General features: G+C 45.8%; 21 protein-coding genes and 2 tRNA genes. All 23 read right to left on the bottom strand.

What is annotated here, in order from left to right:
- Window positions 1-42: 42 nt before the first annotated feature.
- Window positions 43-2,532, bottom strand: a complete 2,490-nt coding sequence (gene spoIIE, locus G4O42_RS00395; protein ID WP_007409936.1) for a stage II sporulation protein E — start codon at window positions 2,530-2,532, stop codon at window positions 43-45.
- Window positions 2,533-2,741: 209 nt separating this feature from the next.
- Window positions 2,742-2,813: transfer RNA gene (locus tag G4O42_RS00390), tRNA-Glu, on the bottom strand.
- A gap of 9 nt (window positions 2,814-2,822) precedes the next feature.
- A tRNA-Met gene (locus G4O42_RS00385) sits at window positions 2,823-2,899 on the bottom strand.
- 158 nt (window positions 2,900-3,057) lie between these two features.
- A complete protein-coding gene (locus tag G4O42_RS00380) occupies window positions 3,058-3,444 on the bottom strand; it encodes a S1 domain-containing RNA-binding protein (RefSeq protein WP_004264630.1) in 387 nt (128 codons plus the stop codon).
- Between the two features lie 80 nt (window positions 3,445-3,524).
- On the bottom strand, window positions 3,525-3,902 hold the full coding sequence (gene divIC / locus G4O42_RS00375) for a cell division protein DivIC (protein WP_032872199.1): 378 nt from the start codon (window positions 3,900-3,902) through the stop codon (window positions 3,525-3,527).
- Between the two features lie 17 nt (window positions 3,903-3,919).
- Entirely contained in the window at window positions 3,920-4,555 is a 636-nt protein-coding gene (gene yabQ, locus G4O42_RS00370; protein WP_032872196.1) for a spore cortex biosynthesis protein YabQ, read from the bottom strand.
- On the bottom strand, window positions 4,552-4,854 hold the full coding sequence (gene yabP / locus G4O42_RS00365) for a sporulation protein YabP (RefSeq protein ID WP_004264638.1): 303 nt from the start codon (window positions 4,852-4,854) through the stop codon (window positions 4,552-4,554). The genes yabQ and yabP overlap by 4 nt, the downstream gene beginning before the upstream one ends.
- A 78-nt stretch (window positions 4,855-4,932) precedes the next feature.
- The gene (locus G4O42_RS00360) at window positions 4,933-5,193 is read right to left on the bottom strand and encodes an RNA-binding S4 domain-containing protein (protein ID WP_007409934.1); all 261 of its coding nucleotides are present in this window, start codon (window positions 5,191-5,193) and stop codon (window positions 4,933-4,935) included.
- Window position 5,194: 1 nt separating this feature from the next.
- Window positions 5,195-6,670: a bifunctional methyltransferase/pyrophosphohydrolase YabN gene (gene yabN, locus G4O42_RS00355; protein WP_032872194.1), complete on the bottom strand. Its 1,476-nt coding sequence runs from the start codon at window positions 6,668-6,670 to the stop codon at window positions 5,195-5,197.
- Complete coding sequence (locus G4O42_RS00350; protein ID WP_032872192.1) at window positions 6,660-8,240, bottom strand: putative polysaccharide biosynthesis protein; 1,581 nt, start codon at window positions 8,238-8,240, stop codon at window positions 6,660-6,662. The genes yabN and G4O42_RS00350 overlap by 11 nt, the downstream gene beginning before the upstream one ends.
- Before the next feature lie 168 nt (window positions 8,241-8,408).
- Window positions 8,409-8,945 carry a stage V sporulation protein T gene (gene spoVT / locus G4O42_RS00345; RefSeq protein ID WP_004264646.1) on the bottom strand — a complete coding sequence of 179 codons (537 nt, stop codon included), beginning with the start codon at window positions 8,943-8,945 and terminating at the stop codon, window positions 8,409-8,411.
- 136 nt (window positions 8,946-9,081) lie between these two features.
- Entirely contained in the window at window positions 9,082-12,615 is a 3,534-nt protein-coding gene (gene mfd / locus G4O42_RS00340) for a transcription-repair coupling factor (protein WP_025650339.1), read from the bottom strand.
- A 69-nt stretch (window positions 12,616-12,684) separates the two neighbouring features.
- Window positions 12,685-12,915, bottom strand: coding sequence for an anti-sigma-F factor Fin (gene fin / locus G4O42_RS00335; protein ID WP_004264650.1), 231 nt, complete (start codon window positions 12,913-12,915; stop codon window positions 12,685-12,687).
- Window positions 12,916-12,976: 61 nt separating this feature from the next.
- Complete coding sequence (pth, locus tag G4O42_RS00330) at window positions 12,977-13,543, bottom strand: aminoacyl-tRNA hydrolase (protein ID WP_004264652.1); 567 nt, start codon at window positions 13,541-13,543, stop codon at window positions 12,977-12,979.
- Window positions 13,544-13,627: 84 nt separating this feature from the next.
- Window positions 13,628-14,236 (bottom strand): 50S ribosomal protein L25/general stress protein Ctc, encoded by a 609-nt coding sequence (locus G4O42_RS00325; protein ID WP_032872190.1) that lies wholly within the window; start codon window positions 14,234-14,236, stop codon window positions 13,628-13,630.
- An 84-nt stretch (window positions 14,237-14,320) separates the two neighbouring features.
- Window positions 14,321-15,274, bottom strand: a complete 954-nt coding sequence (locus G4O42_RS00320; RefSeq protein WP_004264656.1) for a ribose-phosphate diphosphokinase — start codon at window positions 15,272-15,274, stop codon at window positions 14,321-14,323.
- Between the two features lie 21 nt (window positions 15,275-15,295).
- Window positions 15,296-16,666: a bifunctional UDP-N-acetylglucosamine diphosphorylase/glucosamine-1-phosphate N-acetyltransferase GlmU gene (gene glmU, locus G4O42_RS00315; protein ID WP_032872188.1), complete on the bottom strand. Its 1,371-nt coding sequence runs from the start codon at window positions 16,664-16,666 to the stop codon at window positions 15,296-15,298.
- A gap of 191 nt (window positions 16,667-16,857) precedes the next feature.
- The gene (gene spoVG / locus G4O42_RS00310; protein ID WP_004264660.1) at window positions 16,858-17,151 is read right to left on the bottom strand and encodes a septation regulator SpoVG; all 294 of its coding nucleotides are present in this window, start codon (window positions 17,149-17,151) and stop codon (window positions 16,858-16,860) included.
- Window positions 17,152-17,346: 195 nt separating this feature from the next.
- Window positions 17,347-17,727 carry a 2-iminobutanoate/2-iminopropanoate deaminase gene (gene ridA / locus G4O42_RS00305; protein ID WP_004264663.1) on the bottom strand — a complete coding sequence of 127 codons (381 nt, stop codon included), beginning with the start codon at window positions 17,725-17,727 and terminating at the stop codon, window positions 17,347-17,349.
- On the bottom strand, window positions 17,724-18,581 hold the full coding sequence (gene purR, locus G4O42_RS00300; protein WP_004264666.1) for a pur operon repressor: 858 nt from the start codon (window positions 18,579-18,581) through the stop codon (window positions 17,724-17,726). Before purR ends, ridA begins: the two co-directional genes overlap by 4 nt.
- A 55-nt stretch (window positions 18,582-18,636) precedes the next feature.
- Window positions 18,637-19,506 carry a 4-(cytidine 5'-diphospho)-2-C-methyl-D-erythritol kinase gene (ispE, locus tag G4O42_RS00295; protein ID WP_007409927.1) on the bottom strand — a complete coding sequence of 290 codons (870 nt, stop codon included), beginning with the start codon at window positions 19,504-19,506 and terminating at the stop codon, window positions 18,637-18,639.
- A 143-nt stretch (window positions 19,507-19,649) separates the two neighbouring features.
- Window positions 19,650-19,838: a small, acid-soluble spore protein, alpha/beta type gene (locus G4O42_RS00290; RefSeq protein ID WP_011996172.1), complete on the bottom strand. Its 189-nt coding sequence runs from the start codon at window positions 19,836-19,838 to the stop codon at window positions 19,650-19,652.
- Between the two features lie 162 nt (window positions 19,839-20,000).
- On the bottom strand, window positions 20,001-20,261 hold the full coding sequence (gene veg / locus G4O42_RS00285; RefSeq protein ID WP_007615173.1) for a biofilm formation stimulator Veg: 261 nt from the start codon (window positions 20,259-20,261) through the stop codon (window positions 20,001-20,003).
- Between the last annotated feature and the right edge of the window lie 98 nt (window positions 20,262-20,359).

The raw sequence follows: 20,359 nt of genomic DNA, 5'->3' as shown, positions 1-20,359 counted from the left end.
AGTCCCATCTTCGCCAGAAGGAAAGTGATTTATACGAATGGATTAAGAAATCTCCTTTTTATTTTGGAAAACTGCCGGCACCGGTATGGAAGCCCATTTCGGCGTGTTGTGATCAATCCGGACAACAACCACTGTCATATCGTCTTCGATTTGGCCGGAACGCGTTCTGATGACCTCTTCCATTAATATATCAGCGATTTCCTGCGGATCTTCGGTTTTCAGCCCTTTCATTTTCCGCTTCATCCACAGGTCGTGGTTTTCAACGTGCTTCGGCCCTTCAAAAATACCGTCACTCATCATGACGAGCAGATCTCCCGCTTTTAACTGTTCACTTACAACCTCCACATCAAATTCATTGATGATGCCGATCGGCAGATTACTGGCCTGAACTTTCATGACTTGATCTCCCCGCTTGATAAAACTCGGCGTTGAACCGACCTTCAAGAATTTGCAGCTTGCATCCTGAAGATCAATGATAGAAAGATCGAGAGTTGAGTAGATTTCGTCTGTCGTCCGTAAAGACAGAATACTGTTGATCGTTTTGATCGCTATTTTTTCATCAATACCTGATTCGAGAATTTTTTCGAGCAGCTTAATCGTTTCATTGCTCTCATAATGGGCCCTCGCCCCATTGCCCATGCCGTCACTGATCGCGGCCGCATACTTTCTCGCCCCCAGTTCCATCATGCTGTAGCTGTCTCCGGAGACAAGGCCGCCGCCTTTTGCCGCATGAGCCGCGCCTGTCGATACCCGGTACGACTTGGTCGAACCGAACGCGACATGGCTGTAGCCATTCGGATGAGTCGAGTGCTGTTCGCTTTTGACAAGTATCTGCTCCTCAAGAATGTCAGACAGCATCGGGGCGATAATTTTCTCACTCTCACCGTGTCCTCCGCTGAACGGGATTGTCATTTCGATATCAATATTGCCCTGCTCCAAGCTGTATATCTCGACATGCTGAATCTCGATTCCGAAATGCTGAAGCGCCTCTATCATTTGTTCTTCCTGAATAAAATGCTGCTCCCTCTCCCGTTTTATTTCCCGAGAAAAGTCCGCCATGACCTCAGAAACCCCCAACAGCTGCTCGGCAACAAGCCTTCTGCTGTCCTGAACTTTTCTCTTCAGTGTCAGATGGGCGTGATGGTGGGCAAGTTCGTCCTCAATCAGCTCTTCCACCTGTCTGGATTTGGAACAGTGCTGTTGAAACTCCTTTTTTAATCTGCGGTTTGAGGCATACTGTTTTTCTTCTGTTTCATGCATAACTTGTTTCATTAAGTCATATGTTTTATCAAAGTTTTGAACCCAGCATTTGCTTTTCTTATAGCAGGATTGGCAGGAATGCTCGGTGATTTTGCTTAAAAAGAGATCCACTTCCCCTTCCTCTGCCTGCTCATCAGAAGACGTCTGATGAAAGGTGGCGAAGCTCTCCGACAAGGCATGAAACACATTGGAGAACTGGTCTACTTTCTGGGCGGTGACATCTCTGATTTTCCTCGCGTACTGCTGCTGTTCCTGACTGTGCTCAGCAGTGCCCGGTATGTATCGCGCCACCTTTTTCGTAATCGATTGGGGCGTAATCAAAAACAAAACAACGGCAATCAAAGATTCATAAAGAGTGGTCATTAATCCGGCAGACCCTTCTCCATATAATGAAATCAGCAATGAGCCGATCACTAACCCGACTGCGGCTCCGGCTTTCTTTCCTTCTTTCAGCAGCCCGCCAAGAAGCCCGGAAAACGCAAGCAGACTCATTTGATAGAGATTCCCGATATTCGCAAGCCCGAGGATCAGTCCGGTCACCACACCGACCGTACAGCCGATGCTCGCCCCGCCGACAAAGGAAAAACTCAGCACGACATAGCGGGCCAGGATATGCTCAGCCTGCATTCCCTGAAATGAAACACCGGCAAGCCCGGTTAAAACGGATGCGATCAAAATCATAAAACAGATGATTTCTTCTATTTTTAACGATTGCTTCACTTTTTTGATCGTGAAGATCGGCAGGCTTTGCAAAAAGATCAGCGTCAGAATAAAGGCCAGACCCGCCTCGACAACAGCCATCACATAATCATAGGTGGTAAAAGCGCCGCTCTCAAAATAAACAAATCCGATTCTCGCGGCAGCCATAGAGAAAAACACCACGATCGGCAGCATCTTCACCCGGTCCTGCACGATATATGTACCGATTTTTGAAAATAGAGTGAAGACGGCCAAAGCTGTGAGAATCAATAAAGAGTGTTTCGGCGAAATGGTTAAAGCGCCCGCAAGTAAAGACAGACAAGCATAGAAGGCTTTATCTCTTCTGATCAAAAGCATCGCTCCGAAAAACGGCAGCGCAAACGGAAGAACCTCAGATAATATGAAAGCCCGTCCAAGTAAAAAACCGATCACGACATAAATGAAACCCTTATAGAAAAAAAGTGAATGCGCTTGATGGACTGTAAGCTTTGCCGCCTTTTCAAAAAACGATTGCAGTTTTTCCAGAGCTTGTCCCGCCATCGGCCCGTTCACTCTTCTTTCCGCTTTTTCCATTGCTCTCATCCCCCACCTGTTTTATTCGTTGCTTGTCATTATAAATGAAAGCCCAGATAGGATTTTGTCAAAAGAAGGTAACATTTCCAAAGAACTCTTCGACGCTTTCTCCCTTGTTCCCCTTTCCTTTCGTATTTCCTCCGACATTTCTCAAAAAGTTGTCTAAATATGAAAAAACCGGCTTCTGCAACAGAAGCCGATTCGCTTGATGACCCGTACGGGATTCGAACCCGTGTTACCGCCGTGAAAGGGCGGTGTCTTAACCGCTTGACCAACGGGCCATATATATATGGTAGCGGCGGAGGGGATCGAACCCCCGACCTCACGGGTATGAACCGTACGCTCTAGCCAGCTGAGCTACACCGCCATATAGGTGCTTATAAGCACAAGTTATATAATACAAAGGTTTCTTCATTCCGTCAACAGGAACTTTAAAGTTTTAATTTTCTGACTATACGGACACATACAAAAAAAAGCACCCGCTGGGATAGACGGATGCTCCATGTATTTATAGAAAGCAGCAAGTTATCCTCTTCTTGCTCCGCGCCCTCCACGTTTTGATTCCGTGTTTCGTTTTAAAGATGATAAGCGGTCTTCGCTATCTTTAAGAAACTTGTTCATTTTCTGTTCAAAAGATTCTTTCGGACGGAAATCATTTCTAGGTCTGGCTTGCGGACGGTCTTTAGCTTTTTTAATTGATAAACCAATTTTCCCGTCTTTTTCAACGTTGATGACTTTCACTTCAACTTGATCGCCGACTTTTAAATGCTCGTTAATGTCTTTTACATAATTATCGGCTACCTCACTGATATGAACGAGACCGGTTGAGCCTCCAGGCAATTCAACAAATGCTCCGAAATTTGTAATACCTGTTATTTTCCCTTGCAACTTGCTGCCAACTTCAATCGACATAAAAAAAGTGCTCCTCCTTAGGCTTATAAAAAGATCGTTTGTTTAATTATACCTAAATAAAAATTTAAGTGTCAACAAGGCTACTTGCTCTTCTTCTCTACATTGAAGAGAATCTCACCATTTCCTGACATAAACAAGTCTCTTCTGGCAAGCTCTGTGACGTAATCCTCATCCTTTAATTTGGAAATTTCATCTTTTAAATCAGCCTGTTTTGCGTTCAATTTTTTCACTTGGTTTTCCAGCTGAGCTTTCTTTTCTTCGTTTGCGCTAAGGGAAGAGGTCTGTGACCAAAGAGAACCCGCTAAGACAATAGCCGTCAACAACACAAGGGCGCCGAATACGATCAACCGTCTGAAAAGCCCTTTCCGCCTTCTTTTCATAAGCTGGGATTGCCGTTCAACCTGCTCTTTATAGTCGTTTTGAATTTCAGTTATTGTACGTTCTCTAGATAGATTCAAATCAGACGGTCCTCCTTTCACCTTTTCAAAATACGTATCATGGTCGATCTGATTGTTATGATTAGTTTCTTGCTCTTTTGTAAAAATCCTGCACTTTTTTGAAAATATCGTTTGAAAGTAAGACGCCACTTTTCAGGAAGAAGTTTCAATAATTGTTTCAACAGGAAAAACAGCGGATACAGCAAAAACGCTACGATCTTAAAAAGACACTTCGCAAAAAAGGCACTCACCCGATAGGAGTATAAAGAAATAGCCGTGATCAGCCCGATGAGCAGCTTAAAGAGCAGAAGCACCGGACGGAACAGCACGTGCTGAATGAGCTTTTTTGCGAATTGGTAAAGAGACACCGCAAGATGAATGGCAAATTTCAGTATTTTTATATACATTCGTTTAAACAGGCTTTGGTACGTCGCAATACCCAGTAAGACAGCCAAGAAAATGTATACCCTGAGTTCTCCTTCATTCACGTTGAGCAGCACATAGAAAAACAGCAGACCTTGTACAATCCAAAAGAGAATGTCATGAATGAATAACAGCCATCTGGCCGTTTTGGCGCGGCTGACAAACAGCCTGTATGTATCAAGCGACGCTCCGAGCCAGGCGCCCATACCGGTCATTGCCAGCATCGTATAAAATTGGGTCGTCAGCGTCATTTAAACAACTTGCTAAAAAACCCTTTAGCTTTATCCCCTTGCTGCTCGTCTAAATATACAAGGTCAAACACCCTGCCTTTTATAGATACAATCCCTTTTTCCACATCAAGATTTTTCATCTGCAGGTTCTCGCCTCTGACGGAAAGCATTCCCATAACCGTTTCCAGCAAAAACTCTTCGTTGTCAAAACTTTCTACATGCTTGACGCCCGAAATGTCTAAATGCTTTCTCCCTTTCATCGTTACATCATGCTGTTCCGGAACAGAAGAAGAACCTTTTTGCTCATAATATGAATTCATCTATTCAGCCCCCATATCCTCGATACTTTTAGCATTATTACTGCATTGTATGAGGCGGGAGCTTTGTTTAGAACAAGCCTATTCGCCGAGTTTTTCTTCCTTGACGATTGTATACATGCCCGCGGCTTCTTCTTTTTTCGTTGTTTCTTTCAATTCGTTTACCTTCACGGTGACAAGCTTCTGGCCGAAGCGGACCGTCAGTTCATCACCGGCTTTTACGTCTGAGCTGGCTTTCGCCTGATTCCCGTTAACGGTGATTCTCCCTTGATCGGCGACCTCTTTCGCCAATGTGCGGCGTTTAATCAATCTGGATACTTTTAAAAACTTATCAAGTCTCATATCAGAATCTCCTCTCCATTTCTTTTGCTTCATCCCACAATTTGTCCATTTCCTCAAGTGACATTGCGGTCAATTCAAGTCCCTTTGCTGCCGCTTCTTTCTCAATATAAGCAAAGCGTCTGCGGAATTTGTCATTTGTCATGGCGAGCGCTTCCTCAGGCTCAATTTTATAGTATCGGCCGATATTGACCAATGCAAATAAAACATCGCCGAAATCAGCTTTTAAGCTGATTTCATCTGCTGATTCGGCGGAAGCCTCTGCAGAAAATTCCTTCAGCTCTTCATTTACTTTATCCCATATATCCTGAACGTCATCCCAGTCAAAGCCGGTTTTCGCGGCTTTTTTCTGAAGCTTGGCCGCTTTCGCAAGAGAAGGCAGTGTTTTCGGCACGGCATCCAGCAATGAAGAGGATGTTGTTTGCTTTTCCGCCTTTTTGATTTCTTCCCAGTTGGCGACGACATCATGTTCATCCTGAACCTTAACATCCTTAAACACATGCGGGTGCCGTCTGACCATCTTCGCACTGATGTCTCTGATGACATCATCAATTGAGAAATACCCCTCGTCTTCTCCTATCTGGGCGTGCAGCATAACCTGAAGCATGACGTCCCCGAGTTCTTCTATCATGTGATCCGTGTCCTCTTCGTCAATGGCCTCAAGCAGTTCGTAGCATTCCTCAATCATATATTTCTTTAATGACTGGTGTGTCTGCTTTTGATCCCACGGACAGCCGTTCGGCCCGCGAAGCTCGCGAATAATACTTCGGAATGCAGAAAATTCCTGGTAAAGGAGTTCTTCTTTTTTAATCGGCGGAACATACACGCTTGTTAAGTTATTTATTTCTACATTGCGGTCAAGTTCAAACAAAGGCACCTTGGTCATCTTTTCTCCCTTGCTTCCGGCTGCCGTGACGATGACCACTTCATAGTCGTCAGGCAATTTCTCCATAAGCGTCAGCTTCACCTCAGAGGCCGTCATTTGGTCATAAACCTGGCAAATGATCAGGTGATGGCGGAGTTCGAGCTCATCCGGCGTCATTGTTTGCGCATCCGTAAATTGAAACCCTTCAATCGGATCAATTCGCAATGCATTAAAAGTGGCATCCAAAAAGCTTTGCCCTCCGGCAGTATGAACAGCTACCTGTTGTTCTTCCCGGCGTTCAAATAACAGCTGAACGGTTTTCTCAGCGACAAACGGATGCCCGGGCACAGCGTAGACGACATCCTCTTGCTTCGCTTTTTCAAACAGAATGTCCGCGATCTCTTCATAGACCGCTTCAAACTGATCATGTTTTTCATAAATATCATCAAAATACCGGATGTCCGCTTCCGTCTCTTGCTCTAATTCCGGAATCAAAGGGTGGTCTTTCGTTCTTATATATAAATGCTTCGCCTGAGTCAGCAGCTTATGTACGCCCACTGTCAACTGATCCATGTCTCCGGCGCCGAGGCCGACGACCGTAATGTTACCTGCCATGTTTTTCTCTCCTCTTTTTCAATTTGCTTAAAGCACTGCCGAAAGGAAGGCCGCTCAGCTCTTCGTCCGTGAAAATCTTCATTCTTATCATACAATAAATAAACAATAGCCCTCCGATGACTGACGCAGACAGACTCTCGCATACAGCTCCGGCCCTGCTGACGGGAACAAATAACTGCCATAGCTTCATATATACGAGCAGAAAGAAGACCATCAGCAGACTGCACCAGCACAGACGGGCAATCACGCCTCCGATATTCGTCAGCCAGCCCTTCGACCAAATTCTCCGGAGATTCAGGCACGCAACTGCGGCAAATGCCAAGACGGTCGCCAGTGCCGCTCCTGTAATACCCCAGCCGGGGACCAGCCAAACATTCAGCACCCATTTCAGCGCCCCTCCCGCCAAAACGGATACGGCGGGGAAAACGGTATGTCCCGCTCCTTGCAGAATCGCGGCTGCCGTAAGCGCAATTGAGGCAAAAAAGATAGATAAGCTGAATATTTGTAAGGTCTGCGTCCCCTCACTGTTTTGGAAAAGCATGATATTCACCGGCTCTAAAATGCAAAAAAGCCCGGCTGATGCACCGATCCCTACCGCAAGGCAGAGCTTGACGGCTGATGTTGCTTTCTCTTTTATGATAAACGGCTTATTCTCATGCACCGCTTTTGAAATTGAAGGAACCAATGACGCGGCAATACTGACGGCAAACACAGTTCCCAGCTGAAGGAGCGGCTGTCCGCGGTCATATATGCCTTTCAGCCGTTTCGCGGCATGGCTCTCCGTCCCGTCTGAAAGCAGTGAATATAAGTTTAAGGCGTCTACAAGTTGAATCAAAAGCATGAGTACACTGCTGATACAGATGGTGACTGAATAAAGCAGCAGCTTTTTTACAATGACGGCCGTTTCGATATGTCCGCCGTCTTTCTTGCTTTCTTCCCGCTTATACCAAAAAACAGCCAATACACAAAGCGCCGCCAAGCTTCCGGCAATTGATCCCGAGGCCGCCCCCGCACCCGCCGCGTATAATGAACGGCCGCTTTTCAAAAGCCAGAAGGATAAACCGAGAAGCACCGCCACGCGAAGAAGCTGTTCCGTAATCTGGGATAAGGCTGACGGCATCATATCATGCACACCTTGGAAATACCCCCTGAAAACCGCCGTGAACGGAAACAGTATGAAACCGAACGCCGCGACCCTTATCAGCATCACAAGGCGGGCGTCACCCATAAAACCGGCCAACGGCGCCGCGCCGGCATACATGAGCGCAAACAGAACAAGTCCGGCCGCCGTGACATAAAGGGCGGAAATTTTCATTATTTTTTGTTTATGATTGCTATAATCGTTCATTAATTTTGAGATGATTACCGGAAAACCGGATGTTGACAGCATGACCGCGATCCCTAAAAACGGATACACCTGCTGATAAATGTAAAATCCGACGTCACCGACAATATTCTGAAAAGGAACCCTGTACACGGCGCTTAATATCTTCGTCACGATACCCGCAACGACGAGCACAAAAGCACCTTTCCATGCCGATTGCCGCTTGGCGCCAACTGAATCGTTCATCCAAAAGCTCCTTCCAGCCGCTAGAAAATTACGTCTATAAAACGAGCTTATTATATCACAATCCTAACGGCCGAACCGATAGAGAGCACATATGAATATGAAAAAGAACAGCACTTGTAAAAGAGCTGCTCTTTCTCCGTTTTCTTATTTCAATAATGGTAATAAGACCTACTGCTCCATTTGTCTCGCCAAAAAACTGGCTGCCGTTTCTACTGCTTTATGTTCTACTTCTCCAAGTGCCTGCTCCTTGGAAAAGATGACCACGGCGCCGATAGGATCGCCATTTGCCACGATCGGAGCTATTGTATAGGAGCTCATATCTTCATCAATGTCATTAACAAGCTGCGCGGACTTCACGTCGTTTTCTACCACTGAGCTGCGCTGATCCATCGTTTTTTCGAGCAAATCGCTGATGGCTTTGTTCAGAAATTCTTTTTTCGAACTGCCTGAAACGGCAATATACGCGTCACGGTCGCAAATCAAGACGGAATGGCCGAGACTGTCATACAATGCATCTGCATATTCTTTCGCAAAATCGCCAAGCTCACTGATAGGAGAATATTTTTTCAATATAACTTCTCCGTCGCGGTCAACGAATATTTCAAGCGGGTCTCCTTCCCTGATCCGCAGTGTTCTCCGAATTTCTTTAGGGATGACGACCCGTCCTAGATCATCAATACGACGTACGATACCTGTAGCTTTCATCTCTCTGGTGCCTCTCTTTCATGTGATGATATTTAAGGGAAAGTACTAAAGCTCTTTACTTTATGTAGCTTCCGCCACTCGCTTGAAATTAGTATCCGTCACATCAAATGTAATATACACCAGAGAGTAACAATTTTTATGAAGACGCGATTGTTTCTTTCTTCACATCCTGAAGGCCTTTCAGCATGCCGAGCACGGTCTCCAGCCACTCTTCCGTTTTGCGGCCTTTCGTCTGTACTGAGATTTTCAGCTTTTTCCCTTCCATTCCCAGTCCGATCTGCCGGCCGTATTTATTGCCGAGTTCGAACAATTTCTGGCCGTCAATCTGTGCGCTGGCCTCTTCAGAAATGGTAAATCTGATCGCGTCTTTATCCTGCTTGATGAGTTCGACGCGTTCATATTTTCCGTATACCTTCATCTCAGCAACCGTAAACAGCCATTCAACCTCTTTAGGATAGCTGCCGAACCTGTCGATGATTTCATCTTGAAGCTCATTTTTCTCCTCAATTGTGGCGATTGACCTGAAGCGTTTGTACATGTCGATTTTTTGCTTGCCGTCTTGTATATAGTTTTCAGGAATATACGCGTCCAGCTCGATATCGATTTCTGTCTCAAACTGTTCGCTTTTCGGAATATCGCCTTTCCGCTCTTCAATCGCTTCCTTGAGCATTTGCGAGTACAGGTCAAAACCGACTGAGTCGATAAAGCCGTGCTGCTGGGCGCCGAGAAGGTTCCCCGCTCCCCTGATCGTCAAGTCACGCATGGCGATTTTAAAGCCTGACCCCAGCTCGGTAAATTCTTTAATCGCCTGCAGCCGTTTCTCCGCCACCTCAGTGAGCACTTTGTCTCTGCGGTACGTAAAATACGCGTAAGCGACGCGGTTGGAACGGCCGACCCGTCCTCTCAGCTGATACAGCTGAGACAGCCCCATTTTGTCTCCGTCGAACACAATCAAGGTATTGACATTTGGTATATCTACGCCTGTCTCAATAATAGTCGTGCTGACAAGGACGTCTGATTCCCCTTCCAGAAAATTGAGCATGACGCTTTCCAATTCATTTTCGGTCATTTTTCCGTGGGCATATGCCACTTTCGCATCGGGAACAAGCATGGAAATTTCATCAGCCTTCCGCTCGATGTCATCCACGCGGTTGTACAAGAAATATACCTGTCCTCCGCGCGCCAGTTCTCTTTCGATGGCTTCCCGCACAAGCGCGCCGTTGTATTCCACGACATATGTCTGAACAGGGAAACGGTTTTCCGGCGGCGTTTCAATAACAGATAAGTCCCGCACACCGAGCATGGACATATGAAGCGTACGCGGTATCGGCGTCGCTGTAAGAGTCAGCACATCGACATTGGCTTTGATCTGTTTGATTTTTTCCTTATGCGTTACGCCAAAGCGCTGCTCTTCATCAATAATGAGCAAGCCGAGATCTTTATAGACGACGTCTTTAGATAAGAGCCTGTGGGTTCCTATTACGATGTCTACCGTTCCGTTTTTCAAGCCTTTTATCGTTTCATTGGATTCTTTTCTCGTTCTGAATCGGCTGAGAAGACCGATGTTAATCGGATAGTCTTGGAAACGCTCCATAATGGTTTCATAATGCTGCTGCGCGAGTATTGTCGTCGGCACAAGAAGCGCGACCTGCTTTCCGTCGGCGATCGCTTTAAAGGCCGCTCGGATGGCTACCTCCGTCTTCCCGTAACCGACATCACCGCAAAGCAAACGATCCATCGGGCGCTCTCTTTCCATATCCTTTTTAATCTCCTGAATGGAACGGAGCTGGTCCTCTGTTTCCTGATAAGGGAAAGCAGATTCGAACTGCCGCTGCATTTCATGATCCGGCGAGAACGCATAGCCCTTGCTTGCTTCCCGTTCCGCATAAAGCTTAATCAGATCATCGGCAATATCCTGAACGGAGTTTTCAACTTTTTTCTTCACCCGTTTCCATTCACTGCCGCCCAGTTTATAAAGCTTCGGTTCTTTTCCTTCAGAGCCGACGTACTTCTGCACCTGGTCGATTTGTTCTACAGGGACGTACAGCTTATCGCTGCCCTGATAATGAATGTTGAGGTAATCTTTATGAATGCCTTTGATTTCTAGTGTTTCGATCCCCAAATACTTACCGATCCCGTGGTTGACGTGGACGACATAGTCACCGACCTGAAGCTCGGAATAGCTTTTGATCCGTTCGGCATTTGTCAGCTTCTGCTTTCTCGGCTTTTTCTTAATTCGGTTCTTGAACAGCTCTTCCTCCGTAATAACGGCCAGCTTCATCAGTGGCAGTTCAAAACCGGATTGCAGCTCGCCTTCCATGACATAGACCTGTCCTTGCACAAGCGCTTTGGAGCTGTCCGTTTTTGCGGCTTCAATTTCGTAATCAGCCAGCACGGATGCCAATCTGTCGGTTCTGTCCTTATTTGCGCCTAAAAAGACGACGGTGAAGTTTGATTTCTTAAAGCGCTCCATTTCACCTGCGAGCACATTCATCTGCCCGTGAAAACTCTGCATCTGCCGGCTTGTCACATTCACGATATTCTGAGGGCTTGTATGCTGGACATGACGCAAAAATAATGAATAATAAATAGCCGGGCGCCGCTTTTCGCTCATAAGCTCCTGAAAGCTGAAGGATAAATGAATGTCATGCAGAATTTTCCCTTCCTCGAGCAGACTTGTCGTAAATTCGGCCTCTTCTTTTTGCAGCTGATCCTCCATTTCATGAATGCGGCTGACCTCGTCTAACAGTAACAACGTGTCTGCCGGTGTATAATCTAGCAAACTAGCAGGTTTTTCGTAAAAGTACGAGAGATACTTCACAAGTTCCTGATCAGTCTGTCCCGTTGATAACCGTTCTTTATCATGTGAGATATTGATATGAAGCATTTCCTTTTGTTTGTCCTGCTTCAGCTTTTTCAGACTGTCGGCAAGCCCTTTATCGAGCCTTTCCATTGCCCGGGCTTTTTCTTCCGCCCTGATGATCAATTCCTTCGCCGGTCCGATCGCCACATGTTTGAGCGTCTCAATTGATCTCTGGTCATCAGAATTGAAGCTTCTGATGGAATCGACCTCCGTATCAAACAGTTCAATTCGCACCGGATGCTCCGACGTCAGCGGATAAATGTCGATAATTCCGCCGCGAATACTGAATTCACCGGGTGCAGAAACCATATCGGAACGCTCATACCCCACCTCTACAAGGCGCGCGGACAGCTGATCCGGTTCTATTTCGTCTCCGAGTGAAATGACGAGCTGGCTGCTTTTCCACAGCTCCTTCGGCGGAAGCATTCTTCTCACTGCCGCAACGGGCGCCACAACGACCGGCGCTTCTCCGTTTGTTAATCTATTAATGACATCAAGCCGCTGAGCGCGCAGTTCAGGGCTCGCTACCGCAATTTCTGAAGAAATCAATTCATTCACGGGGTATAAAAAAACAGATTGATCCCCGAGAAGCGCCGTCAGATCTTCCGTCACTTTTTGGGCCTGATATAAATTATGGGTGATAAAGAAAATCGGCCTTTTCGTTTCCTGTGCAAGGGCGGAGGTAAAAACAGAACGCGCGGAACCTGACAGACCCGCAAGCAGCTGTTCCTTCAGCCCCTCATGTAAACCGTTGACAATGGATTTAAAATCATCGCTTTCTTTAATAAAGGTTTGAATGTTGTCCATATGGGCCCTCCTCTCTATTTTCTGCAAGAACAGAAAAACGCTTTGGTCTAGAATCTACACCAAAGCTTCTTATTGAATAAATGTGTTGTGTTCATGGTAGTGCGGATTGCGCTCCAGCGCCTCTTGGCAGTCTTCACAAATTGTAAGAACATGGACATCTCCATTGTCTTTATATGAAATCATATCGTTTCTTTCCTCATTTGTTAAGTGCTGAAATCCAAGTGACTGTGTCGGCACCGTCGAATATTCCAGGCTCCCTACCTTAAAGCCGCAGTGGCGGCAGAAATAATGCAAAGCCATACGTTGGACCTCCTGATGTGAAAAAATCATTTTTCCCTAGTATGGTCTCCCATTATTTATCTTATACATTTGCATTAAATTCGTTCATGACTTCTAAAAATGGTTTCGTTAAGGAAGCTTCGCAGGCTTTTACGGTTTTTGAGACGGCATCATTGATATGCGGCGCTTCTTCCTTCGTAAAAGCTCCCAGTACATAGTCAACGACTTTCATTCCGTTGACGGGGCGGCCGATTCCGATTCTGACCCGGTCAAATTCAGGGGTTCCGAGGTGCTGTATAAGCGATTTAATTCCGTTATGTCCGCCTGCGCTCCCCTTCGTCCGAAGTCTGATTTTTCCCGTCGGAAGATCAAGGTCATCGTATATGACTTTCAGATCTTCATGATCGGCATCATAATAATCCAGTAGCGGCCGCAAACATTCCCCTGATAAATTCATATATGTAAGCGGTTTAACAAGTAGAACTTTTTTTCCGGAAACAAACCCCATTCCGTAAAGTCCGTTGAATTTCGTTTTATTCAATTCAATATTCCATTCTTTAGAAAGCTCGTCAATGGCCATAAAGCCGACATTATGTCTCGTGTTCTCGTAGGTTTTCCCGGGGTTACCGAGACCGGCAATCACAAGCATCGTAAATCCTCCCTCAACATCGCTGTAATTCTTCTCATTCTAGCACAAAAGACGTAACCTCGGGCGGGTTACGTCTTAAAGCGCTTATTGATTTTCTCCTTCGGGCTCTTCCCCAGGAGACGGTTCTGCATCTTCTTCGAATGCTTCCTGCTTAGGAGGAAGGATGGAAGCCACGACTTCTTCCGGATCGTTTGCAAATGTATAATTGCCGTCAGCAGTCAGATCTGCGATGGTCAGCACATCATTCATCTCAAGTCCTGAAATATCAACATTGATTGTCTGAGGGATGTCCTTCGGTCTGGCCTTAATCGAAAGCTCATGCAGCGGCTGCTGGATGACGCCTCCGTCTTTGACTCCCTTCGCCTCTCCCGTCAGCTGAATCGGCACCTCGGCCTCCAGCTCCTCACTCATATTCACGACTTGAAAATCGGCGTGCGTCAATTCGTTTTTGAGCGGGTCTGTCTGAAGATCAGTCACCATAACCGATTGCTGATTTCCGTTGACATCAATTGTGATAATCGTGTTTTTTCCTTCGTCCCGCAATGTTTTAAGCAATTCGACACTGTCTAAAGAGACAGGCGTATTCGTTGTTTCTTTACCGTATATAATCCCTGGAACATGTCCTGAATGACGGATTTTCCGAAGCGTCGAACGTTTAAAATCTGTTCTTTCATTTGCTTTTAAAGTTGCCATATTCAGCACCATCCTAATTATCGTTTTATCGTCCTATTAGAACAATACCCACAATAACTGGGATTTAAACCTTAAAGTTTCGGCTTAGCTGAATAAATAGCTGACAGATTGTTTCTCGTGAACGCGGATAATCGCTTCAGCCAGAAGCGGTCCGACAGAAAGCTGCTTAAAGCGGTCGATTTTTTTCTCATCAGGAAGCTTAATGCTGTTCGTTACGACAAGCTCCTTGATTTTAGAGTTATTGATCCGCTCAACGGCAGGACCTGACAGTACAGGGTGCGTACAGCATGCATACACTTCTGCAGCTCCGTTTTCAACCAGCGCGTTAGCGGCAAGTGTGATTGTGCCGGCCGTATCAATAATATCATCGATCAGAATCGCTGTTTTTCCTTCCACGTTACCGACGATGTTCATCACTTCTACCTCATTCGGTCTAGGACGGCGTTTGTCGATAATCGCGATCGGCGCTTTCAGACGGTCCGCAAGTTTGCGGGCGCGCGTCACACCGCCGTGGTCAGGAGAAACAATGACGATATCTTTCAAGTCTTTACCTTCAAAGTAATGGCCTAAAATCGGAACACCCATTAAGTGGTCAATCGGAATATCAAAGAAACCTTGAATTTGCGGCGCGTGTAAATCAAGCGCGATCACGCGTGTCGCACCCGCTGTTTCAAGCAGGTTTGCAAAAAGTTTTGCCGTAATCGGTTCACGTGATCTTGCTTTTCTGTCCTGGCGCGCATAACCGTAGTACGGAATGACAATGTTGATTGTTTTCGCGGAAGCGCGCTTTAAAGCGTCAACCATAATCAGCAATTCCATGATGTGCTCGTTGACCGGCGCACTTGTAGACTGAATGATATAGCAATCACAGCCGCGAATACTTTCTTCTATGTTGATCTGGACCTCTCCGTCACTGAATCTTGTAACAGAGCACTTTCCTAATTGAACCCCTACATTATCCGCGATTTCTTTTGCAAGTTCTGGATTTGAATTCAAAGAAAAAATCTTTAAATTCTTATCTCCGTATTCGTTAGACATGGTAAACCTCCGATTTTAGGATTATTTTTTATGAATATTTTTCACATAATCTTCTTTATTTACTTGTCTTGCTCTGGCAATGGCAAGCGCTTCGCCCGGCACATCTTCAGTTACGGTTGAACCCGCAGCGACGTACGCGCCTTCTCCTACTGTAACAGGAGCGACCAGATTGGAGTTGCAGCCAATAAAGGCGCCGTCTTCAATTTTGGTTAAATACTTTTTCTTCCCATCATAATTGACCGTGATGGAGCCGCAGCCCAGATTCACATCCGTGCCCACTTCGGCATCACCGATATAGCTTAAATGAGATGCTTTGCTCCGGTCGCCGAATTGTGTTTTCTTGATTTCAACAAAGTTTCCGATCTTCACTTCATTGCCGATTGCGGAATCGGGTCTGATGTGAGCAAAAGGACCGATATTTACATCATTCCCAACTTTGCTGCGATTGACAACGGATTGTTTAATCACAGTGCGGCTGCCGATTGAGCTGTCCTCTATCTCAGTGTGAGGGCCGATGACACATTCATCGCCGATTTCAGCTTGTCCCTTTAACACAGTTCCGGGATAAATAACTGTATCTTGTCCGATACGTGCGTCAGGTGAGATGTACGTATTCATCGGATCGATTAAAGTGACTCCGTTCTGCATATGCCGTTTGTTAATACGCTCTTTCATATACATTTCAGCCTGAGAAAGAGCGACTCTATCATTCACTCCGAGCGTCTCTTGGAAGTTACCAGTCTGGTAAGCGGCAACAGTTTCGCCTTCGTCTTTGAGGATTTCGATCACATCCGGCAGATAATACTCGCCTTGGGCATTTTCATTCGAAACCTGTTCGATGACACGAAAAAGAGCCTCGTTATCAAAACAGTACGTTCCCGTGTTAATTTCTTTCACAAGACGTTCTTGTTCCGAAGCATCCTTGTGCTCCACTATTTTTTGAACGGCGCCGTCTTCACTGCGGATGATTCTTCCGTATCCGGCGGGATCGTCGGCAACGGCCGTTAACACCGTGGCTTTTGCACCTTTGTCTGTATGTTCATTCAGCATGGCTTCCATCGTCTCCGCCGTCAGAAGCGGTGTATCGCCGCAAATAACGATCGTGACACCCTTTTCTCCGTGAAGAAATGGTTTTGCCTGTTTGACCGCATGAGCCGTACCGAGCTGTTCTGCTTGGATAGCGTAATCGCTTTTCTGTCCGAGCTGCTTCTTCACATCTTCGGCGCCGTGTCCTACGATGGTGACAAGCTTCGCTAAAGATAATTTCAGAGCTTCGTCTGCGACGTGCTCTACCATAGGCTTTCCGCATACCGGATGAAGGACCTTGTAAAGCTTCGATTTCATTCTCGTTCCTTTTCCGGCAGCTAAAATCACTGCAAACCGCTTATCCATTTAATGGCCTCCAATATCCCTTTTATCCATAGAAAAATATATCCTAAATAGCTGTTGATTTCAAGAAGACATCAAAAAGTGCAAGAATTTTCTATGTAATCGCTTTATTACTGAAAAATCAGATTTAAAAAAGGACTGCCGGAAAAGGCCTTGTGTCAGCCTTTATCAGCAGTCCTTACATTTTGTTATGTTTAAGAAGCCCCGGCTTCTTCATATTCTAATGCTTCAGAATCACCCAAACGATGATACTCATTTAAAACAGCATCCTGGATCTTGCCCCGCGTGCTGGAATTAATAGGATGAGCAATATCGCGGAATTCTCCATCAGGGGTGCGTTTACTCGGCATCGCAACGAAAAGACCATTGTTTCCATCAATCACACGAATATCATGTACGACAAATTCGTGATCCAGCGTGATGGATGCAATCGCTCTCATGCGACCATCGGTATTCACGCGGCGTAATCTTACGTCAGTAACTTCCACAGTAGTTCACCACCTTTTCCCTATATAAAAGCATTAGTCTAACAATTCCACGATTCTTTTTAAATTCCTGCACGTTTCAAAAAGTTTTTTTGAAAATATAGGATATACATACACAATTAGGTGATAAACCATATTTGGGGATCATATACTGCATAAAAAAAGTGATCCCGGAGACCGGAACCACTTTTCTGAGATTTAAGATTTCACCAGCGCAATGACTTCAATTTCCACGAGAGCATCTTTCGGCAGTCTCGCCACTTCCACACAAGACCTTGCCGGCTTATGTACATCAAAGTATTGTCCGTACACTTCATTCACTTCCGCAAACTGCTCCATATCAGCAATAAATACCGTTGCTTTTACAACCGTCTCGAGAGAAGCGCCCGCTTCTTTCAGCACAGCTTTTAAATTGCTGAACACCTGATGCGTTTGTTCTGTGATATCACCGTTTACCATTTCTCCTTCAGCAGTAAGAGGAATCTGGCCTGAGCTGTAAAACATGTTGTTTACGATGATTCCCTGTGAATATGGCCCGATCGCTGCCGGCGCGTGTTTTGTATGGATTGCTTTTGTCATTTTTCTGTCTCCCCATTCTTTAAATGCTGTTCTTTAAAAAATCGCAGAAAATTGCCGTTTTGAATCTCAATCGTTTTGTCTTTCATATTGATGGTTGAAAGCGTGAGCAGTGACATGTATTCATCGACAAGCCGTTCATTCACTCCCTCGGCTTCAACCAAGACACCTATTCCCGCGACGTTTGCATTAAACTCATCAAGCAAACTGATCATGCCGTTAATGGTGCCGCCGGCTTTCATAAAGTCGTCAATAATCAAAACGTTCGAACCCGTAGCCAAACTTCTTTTCGCAAGTGACATCGTTTGAATGCGGTTAGATGACCCTGATACATAATTGATGCTCACCGTGGAGCCTTCCGTCACTTTATTGTCCTTTCGCACGATGACAACCGGAACGTTCAGATAACTGGCCGCTGCGTAAGCAAGAGGGATTCCTTTTGTCGCAACGGTCATCACCACATCAATCTCCCGCTCCGCAAAAACGGAAGCAAAAAGCCTGCCTACATGAGAGAGGACAGATGGTTTTCCTAAGATATCCGTTAAATATACATAACCGCCCGGAAGGATACGCTCAGGATTTACTAAAGACTGTCCCAGCTCCTGTATAAACGCTTCTGCTTCAGCCTGTTTCACTTTCGGAATGTATTTGACGCCTCCGGCAGCTCCCGGCACTGTAAGCAGCGTCCCAATGCCTTGCTGTTCAAAGGTCTGTTTAATAATCGTTAAATCTTCACTGATTGATGACTTTGCTGATTGATACCGTTCTGAGAAAAACGTTAACGGTATTAATTCATGCGGATGGGTTAACAAATAATTTGTTAAGTCCACCAATCTGCCGCTGCGACGAAACTTCATGAACTTACCCCCAAAATCCGAATAATTTAAAAATAATATAACTTAACATACGGATTTAATCAAGAGCATTCTGTTCGCCGATCATCCGCACTGCGTACACTTGATCACAGAAACCTCTTAACCCGTTATAAATCCGCTGCACTTTCGATTCGTATTGAACCAAACCGAATACAGTCGGTCCGCTTCCGCTCATTAACACCGCATCAGCGCCGAAGCGTTTCATTTGATTTTTAATCATCGCCACCTCGGGATGGAGGCTGAGCGTAACCGACTCCAATACGTTTCCTAATTGTCCGCATACCTTTTGGAAGCTTTTTTCTTCAATCGCGTCAATCATCGCCTGCACATCAGGATGCCGAACCTGCTGTAAGTTCAGCCGGCGGTATACTTCGGCAGTCGATACCCCGATCGTCGGTTTGGCGAGCACGACCCAGCAATGAGGCGGAGCACTGATGTGCCTGATCTTCTCACCGCGTCCGGTGGCCAGGGCAGTGCCTCCGTATACACAGAAGGACACGTCTGAACCGATTTCAGCTCCAAGCTCCGCGAGCTCTTCGACAGAAAGCTTTAAATCCCAAAGCCTGTTCAGCCCTCTGAGCGTGGCTGCCGCATCGCTGCTTCCGCCGGCAAGCCCTGCCGCTACAGGGATCACTTTTGTAATCATAATGGAAACGCCTTTTTTGACTTGAAACCGTTCTTTAAGCAGTTTGGCTGCCTGATAAGCCAGATTCCTTTGATCATCCGGAACAAAGCGGTTATGCGACGCCACTCTGATAACGTTTTCGGGCAGTTCTGTCAGTTCAATCCGATCTGCCAAATCAATTGTCGTCATGATCATCTCCACTTCGTGATAACCATCCGGGCGTTTACTCGTCACATCGAGGGACAGATTGATTTTGGCCGGCGCTTTTTCTAAAATACGCATAGCTTTCACCTACTTCTCCATCTAAACATAAGTATGAACATTGTATCACATTTGGAGACCCGGAGGTACTTATCCGAAATTGACGCCGGTTTTGACAGCCGATAGAAAAAACCGGGGAACGGATTGTCCCCCGGGCCACTGCATTATCGGTTATTTTGGTTCTGAGCCGCCATCTGCTGTTCGGCAATCTCAATCGCGCGCTTTACCATATTCCCGGCGTCACGCGCCCGAATGCCTCCCCAGCCCTCGTTTTTCACCGTATCGTAAAAACCAAGGTCCTTCGCCAGCTCATATTTGAACTCATCTGACATAACTCCACGACGTCTGCCCAAACGAAACAACCCCTTTTATAGAATTGATCACCATTCGTGCACGCCACGATAAAACATGTGACACCTATAGCTTTCGTTTAATCGGCAGAAACTTTCGAGGGAATAATTAGAAGAGCTTTAGAAGGCAAAACAAAAAGCAGTAAACAAAAGGTTCACTGCCCATTAAAATGCTACTGAGCTTGCCGTATCGTCATTGAATGTCAATTCAACAGTCTCAGTCAGAATATCAGCATAACTGTATGAAACTCTTTCAAACGAATTCTCGTCTTGATCTAGTTGTATCACAAAAACAGAAGGGTACGTCTCAGCTAAAATGCCCGAACGCTCAATCGTTTTTCGGCGGCCGCCGTTTGCTTTTAACGTAAGCCGTTTACCTAAATTCCCATCAAGCGATCTTTTTATATCGGACAACGTCTTCGCCATTGCATCCACCTCACTACATTTATTGTACAACAAGAGCCCAATTTTGTCAAATAAAATTTAAATTATATCAACGTTAATAAGTCATTGTCAACAAAATT

Source organism: Bacillus sp. LUNF1, from assembly GCF_011008975.1.
Taxonomy (GTDB): domain Bacteria; phylum Bacillota; class Bacilli; order Bacillales; family Bacillaceae; genus Bacillus; species Bacillus velezensis.
This window is presented reverse-complemented; position numbering and strand designations above follow the sequence as displayed.

Bases quoted from the DNA above. Each gene is read 5' to 3' on its own strand.
- ridA (WP_004264663.1), bottom strand. From the start codon at position 17,727: ATGACAAAAGCAATCCATACAAAACACGCGCCGGCAGCGATCGGGCCA.
- yabQ (WP_032872196.1), bottom strand. From the start codon at position 4,555: ATGACGCTGACGACCCAATTTTATACGATGCTGGCAATGACCGGTATG.
- G4O42_RS00360 (WP_007409934.1), bottom strand. From the start codon at position 5,193: ATGAGACTTGATAAGTTTTTAAAAGTATCCAGATTGATTAAACGCCGC.
- ispE (WP_007409927.1), bottom strand. From the start codon at position 19,506: ATGCGTATTTTAGAAAAAGCGCCGGCCAAAATCAATCTGTCCCTCGAT.
- fin (WP_004264650.1), bottom strand. From the start codon at position 12,915: ATGGCTTTGCATTATTTCTGCCGCCACTGCGGCTTTAAGGTAGGGAGC.
- glmU (WP_032872188.1), bottom strand. From the start codon at position 16,666: ATGGATAAGCGGTTTGCAGTGATTTTAGCTGCCGGAAAAGGAACGAGA.
- purR (WP_004264666.1), bottom strand. From the start codon at position 18,581: ATGAAGTTTCGTCGCAGCGGCAGATTGGTGGACTTAACAAATTATTTG.
- G4O42_RS00380 (WP_004264630.1), bottom strand. From the start codon at position 3,444: ATGTCGATTGAAGTTGGCAGCAAGTTGCAAGGGAAAATAACAGGTATT.
- veg (WP_007615173.1), bottom strand. From the start codon at position 20,261: ATGGCGAAGACGTTGTCCGATATAAAAAGATCGCTTGATGGGAATTTA.
- G4O42_RS00320 (WP_004264656.1), bottom strand. From the start codon at position 15,274: ATGTCTAACGAATACGGAGATAAGAATTTAAAGATTTTTTCTTTGAAT.
- G4O42_RS00325 (WP_032872190.1), bottom strand. From the start codon at position 14,236: ATGGCAACTTTAAAAGCAAATGAAAGAACAGATTTTAAACGTTCGACG.
- pth (WP_004264652.1), bottom strand. From the start codon at position 13,543: ATGCTTGTGATTGCCGGTCTCGGTAACCCCGGGAAAACCTACGAGAAC.
- yabN (WP_032872194.1), bottom strand. From the start codon at position 6,670: ATGGCAGGTAACATTACGGTCGTCGGCCTCGGCGCCGGAGACATGGAT.
- spoIIE (WP_007409936.1), bottom strand. From the start codon at position 2,532: ATGGAAAAAGCGGAAAGAAGAGTGAACGGGCCGATGGCGGGACAAGCT.
- G4O42_RS00350 (WP_032872192.1), bottom strand. From the start codon at position 8,240: ATGAACGATTCAGTTGGCGCCAAGCGGCAATCGGCATGGAAAGGTGCT.
- yabP (WP_004264638.1), bottom strand. From the start codon at position 4,854: ATGAATTCATATTATGAGCAAAAAGGTTCTTCTTCTGTTCCGGAACAG.
- mfd (WP_025650339.1), bottom strand. From the start codon at position 12,615: ATGGACAACATTCAAACCTTTATTAAAGAAAGCGATGATTTTAAATCC.
- spoVT (WP_004264646.1), bottom strand. From the start codon at position 8,945: ATGAAAGCTACAGGTATCGTACGTCGTATTGATGATCTAGGACGGGTC.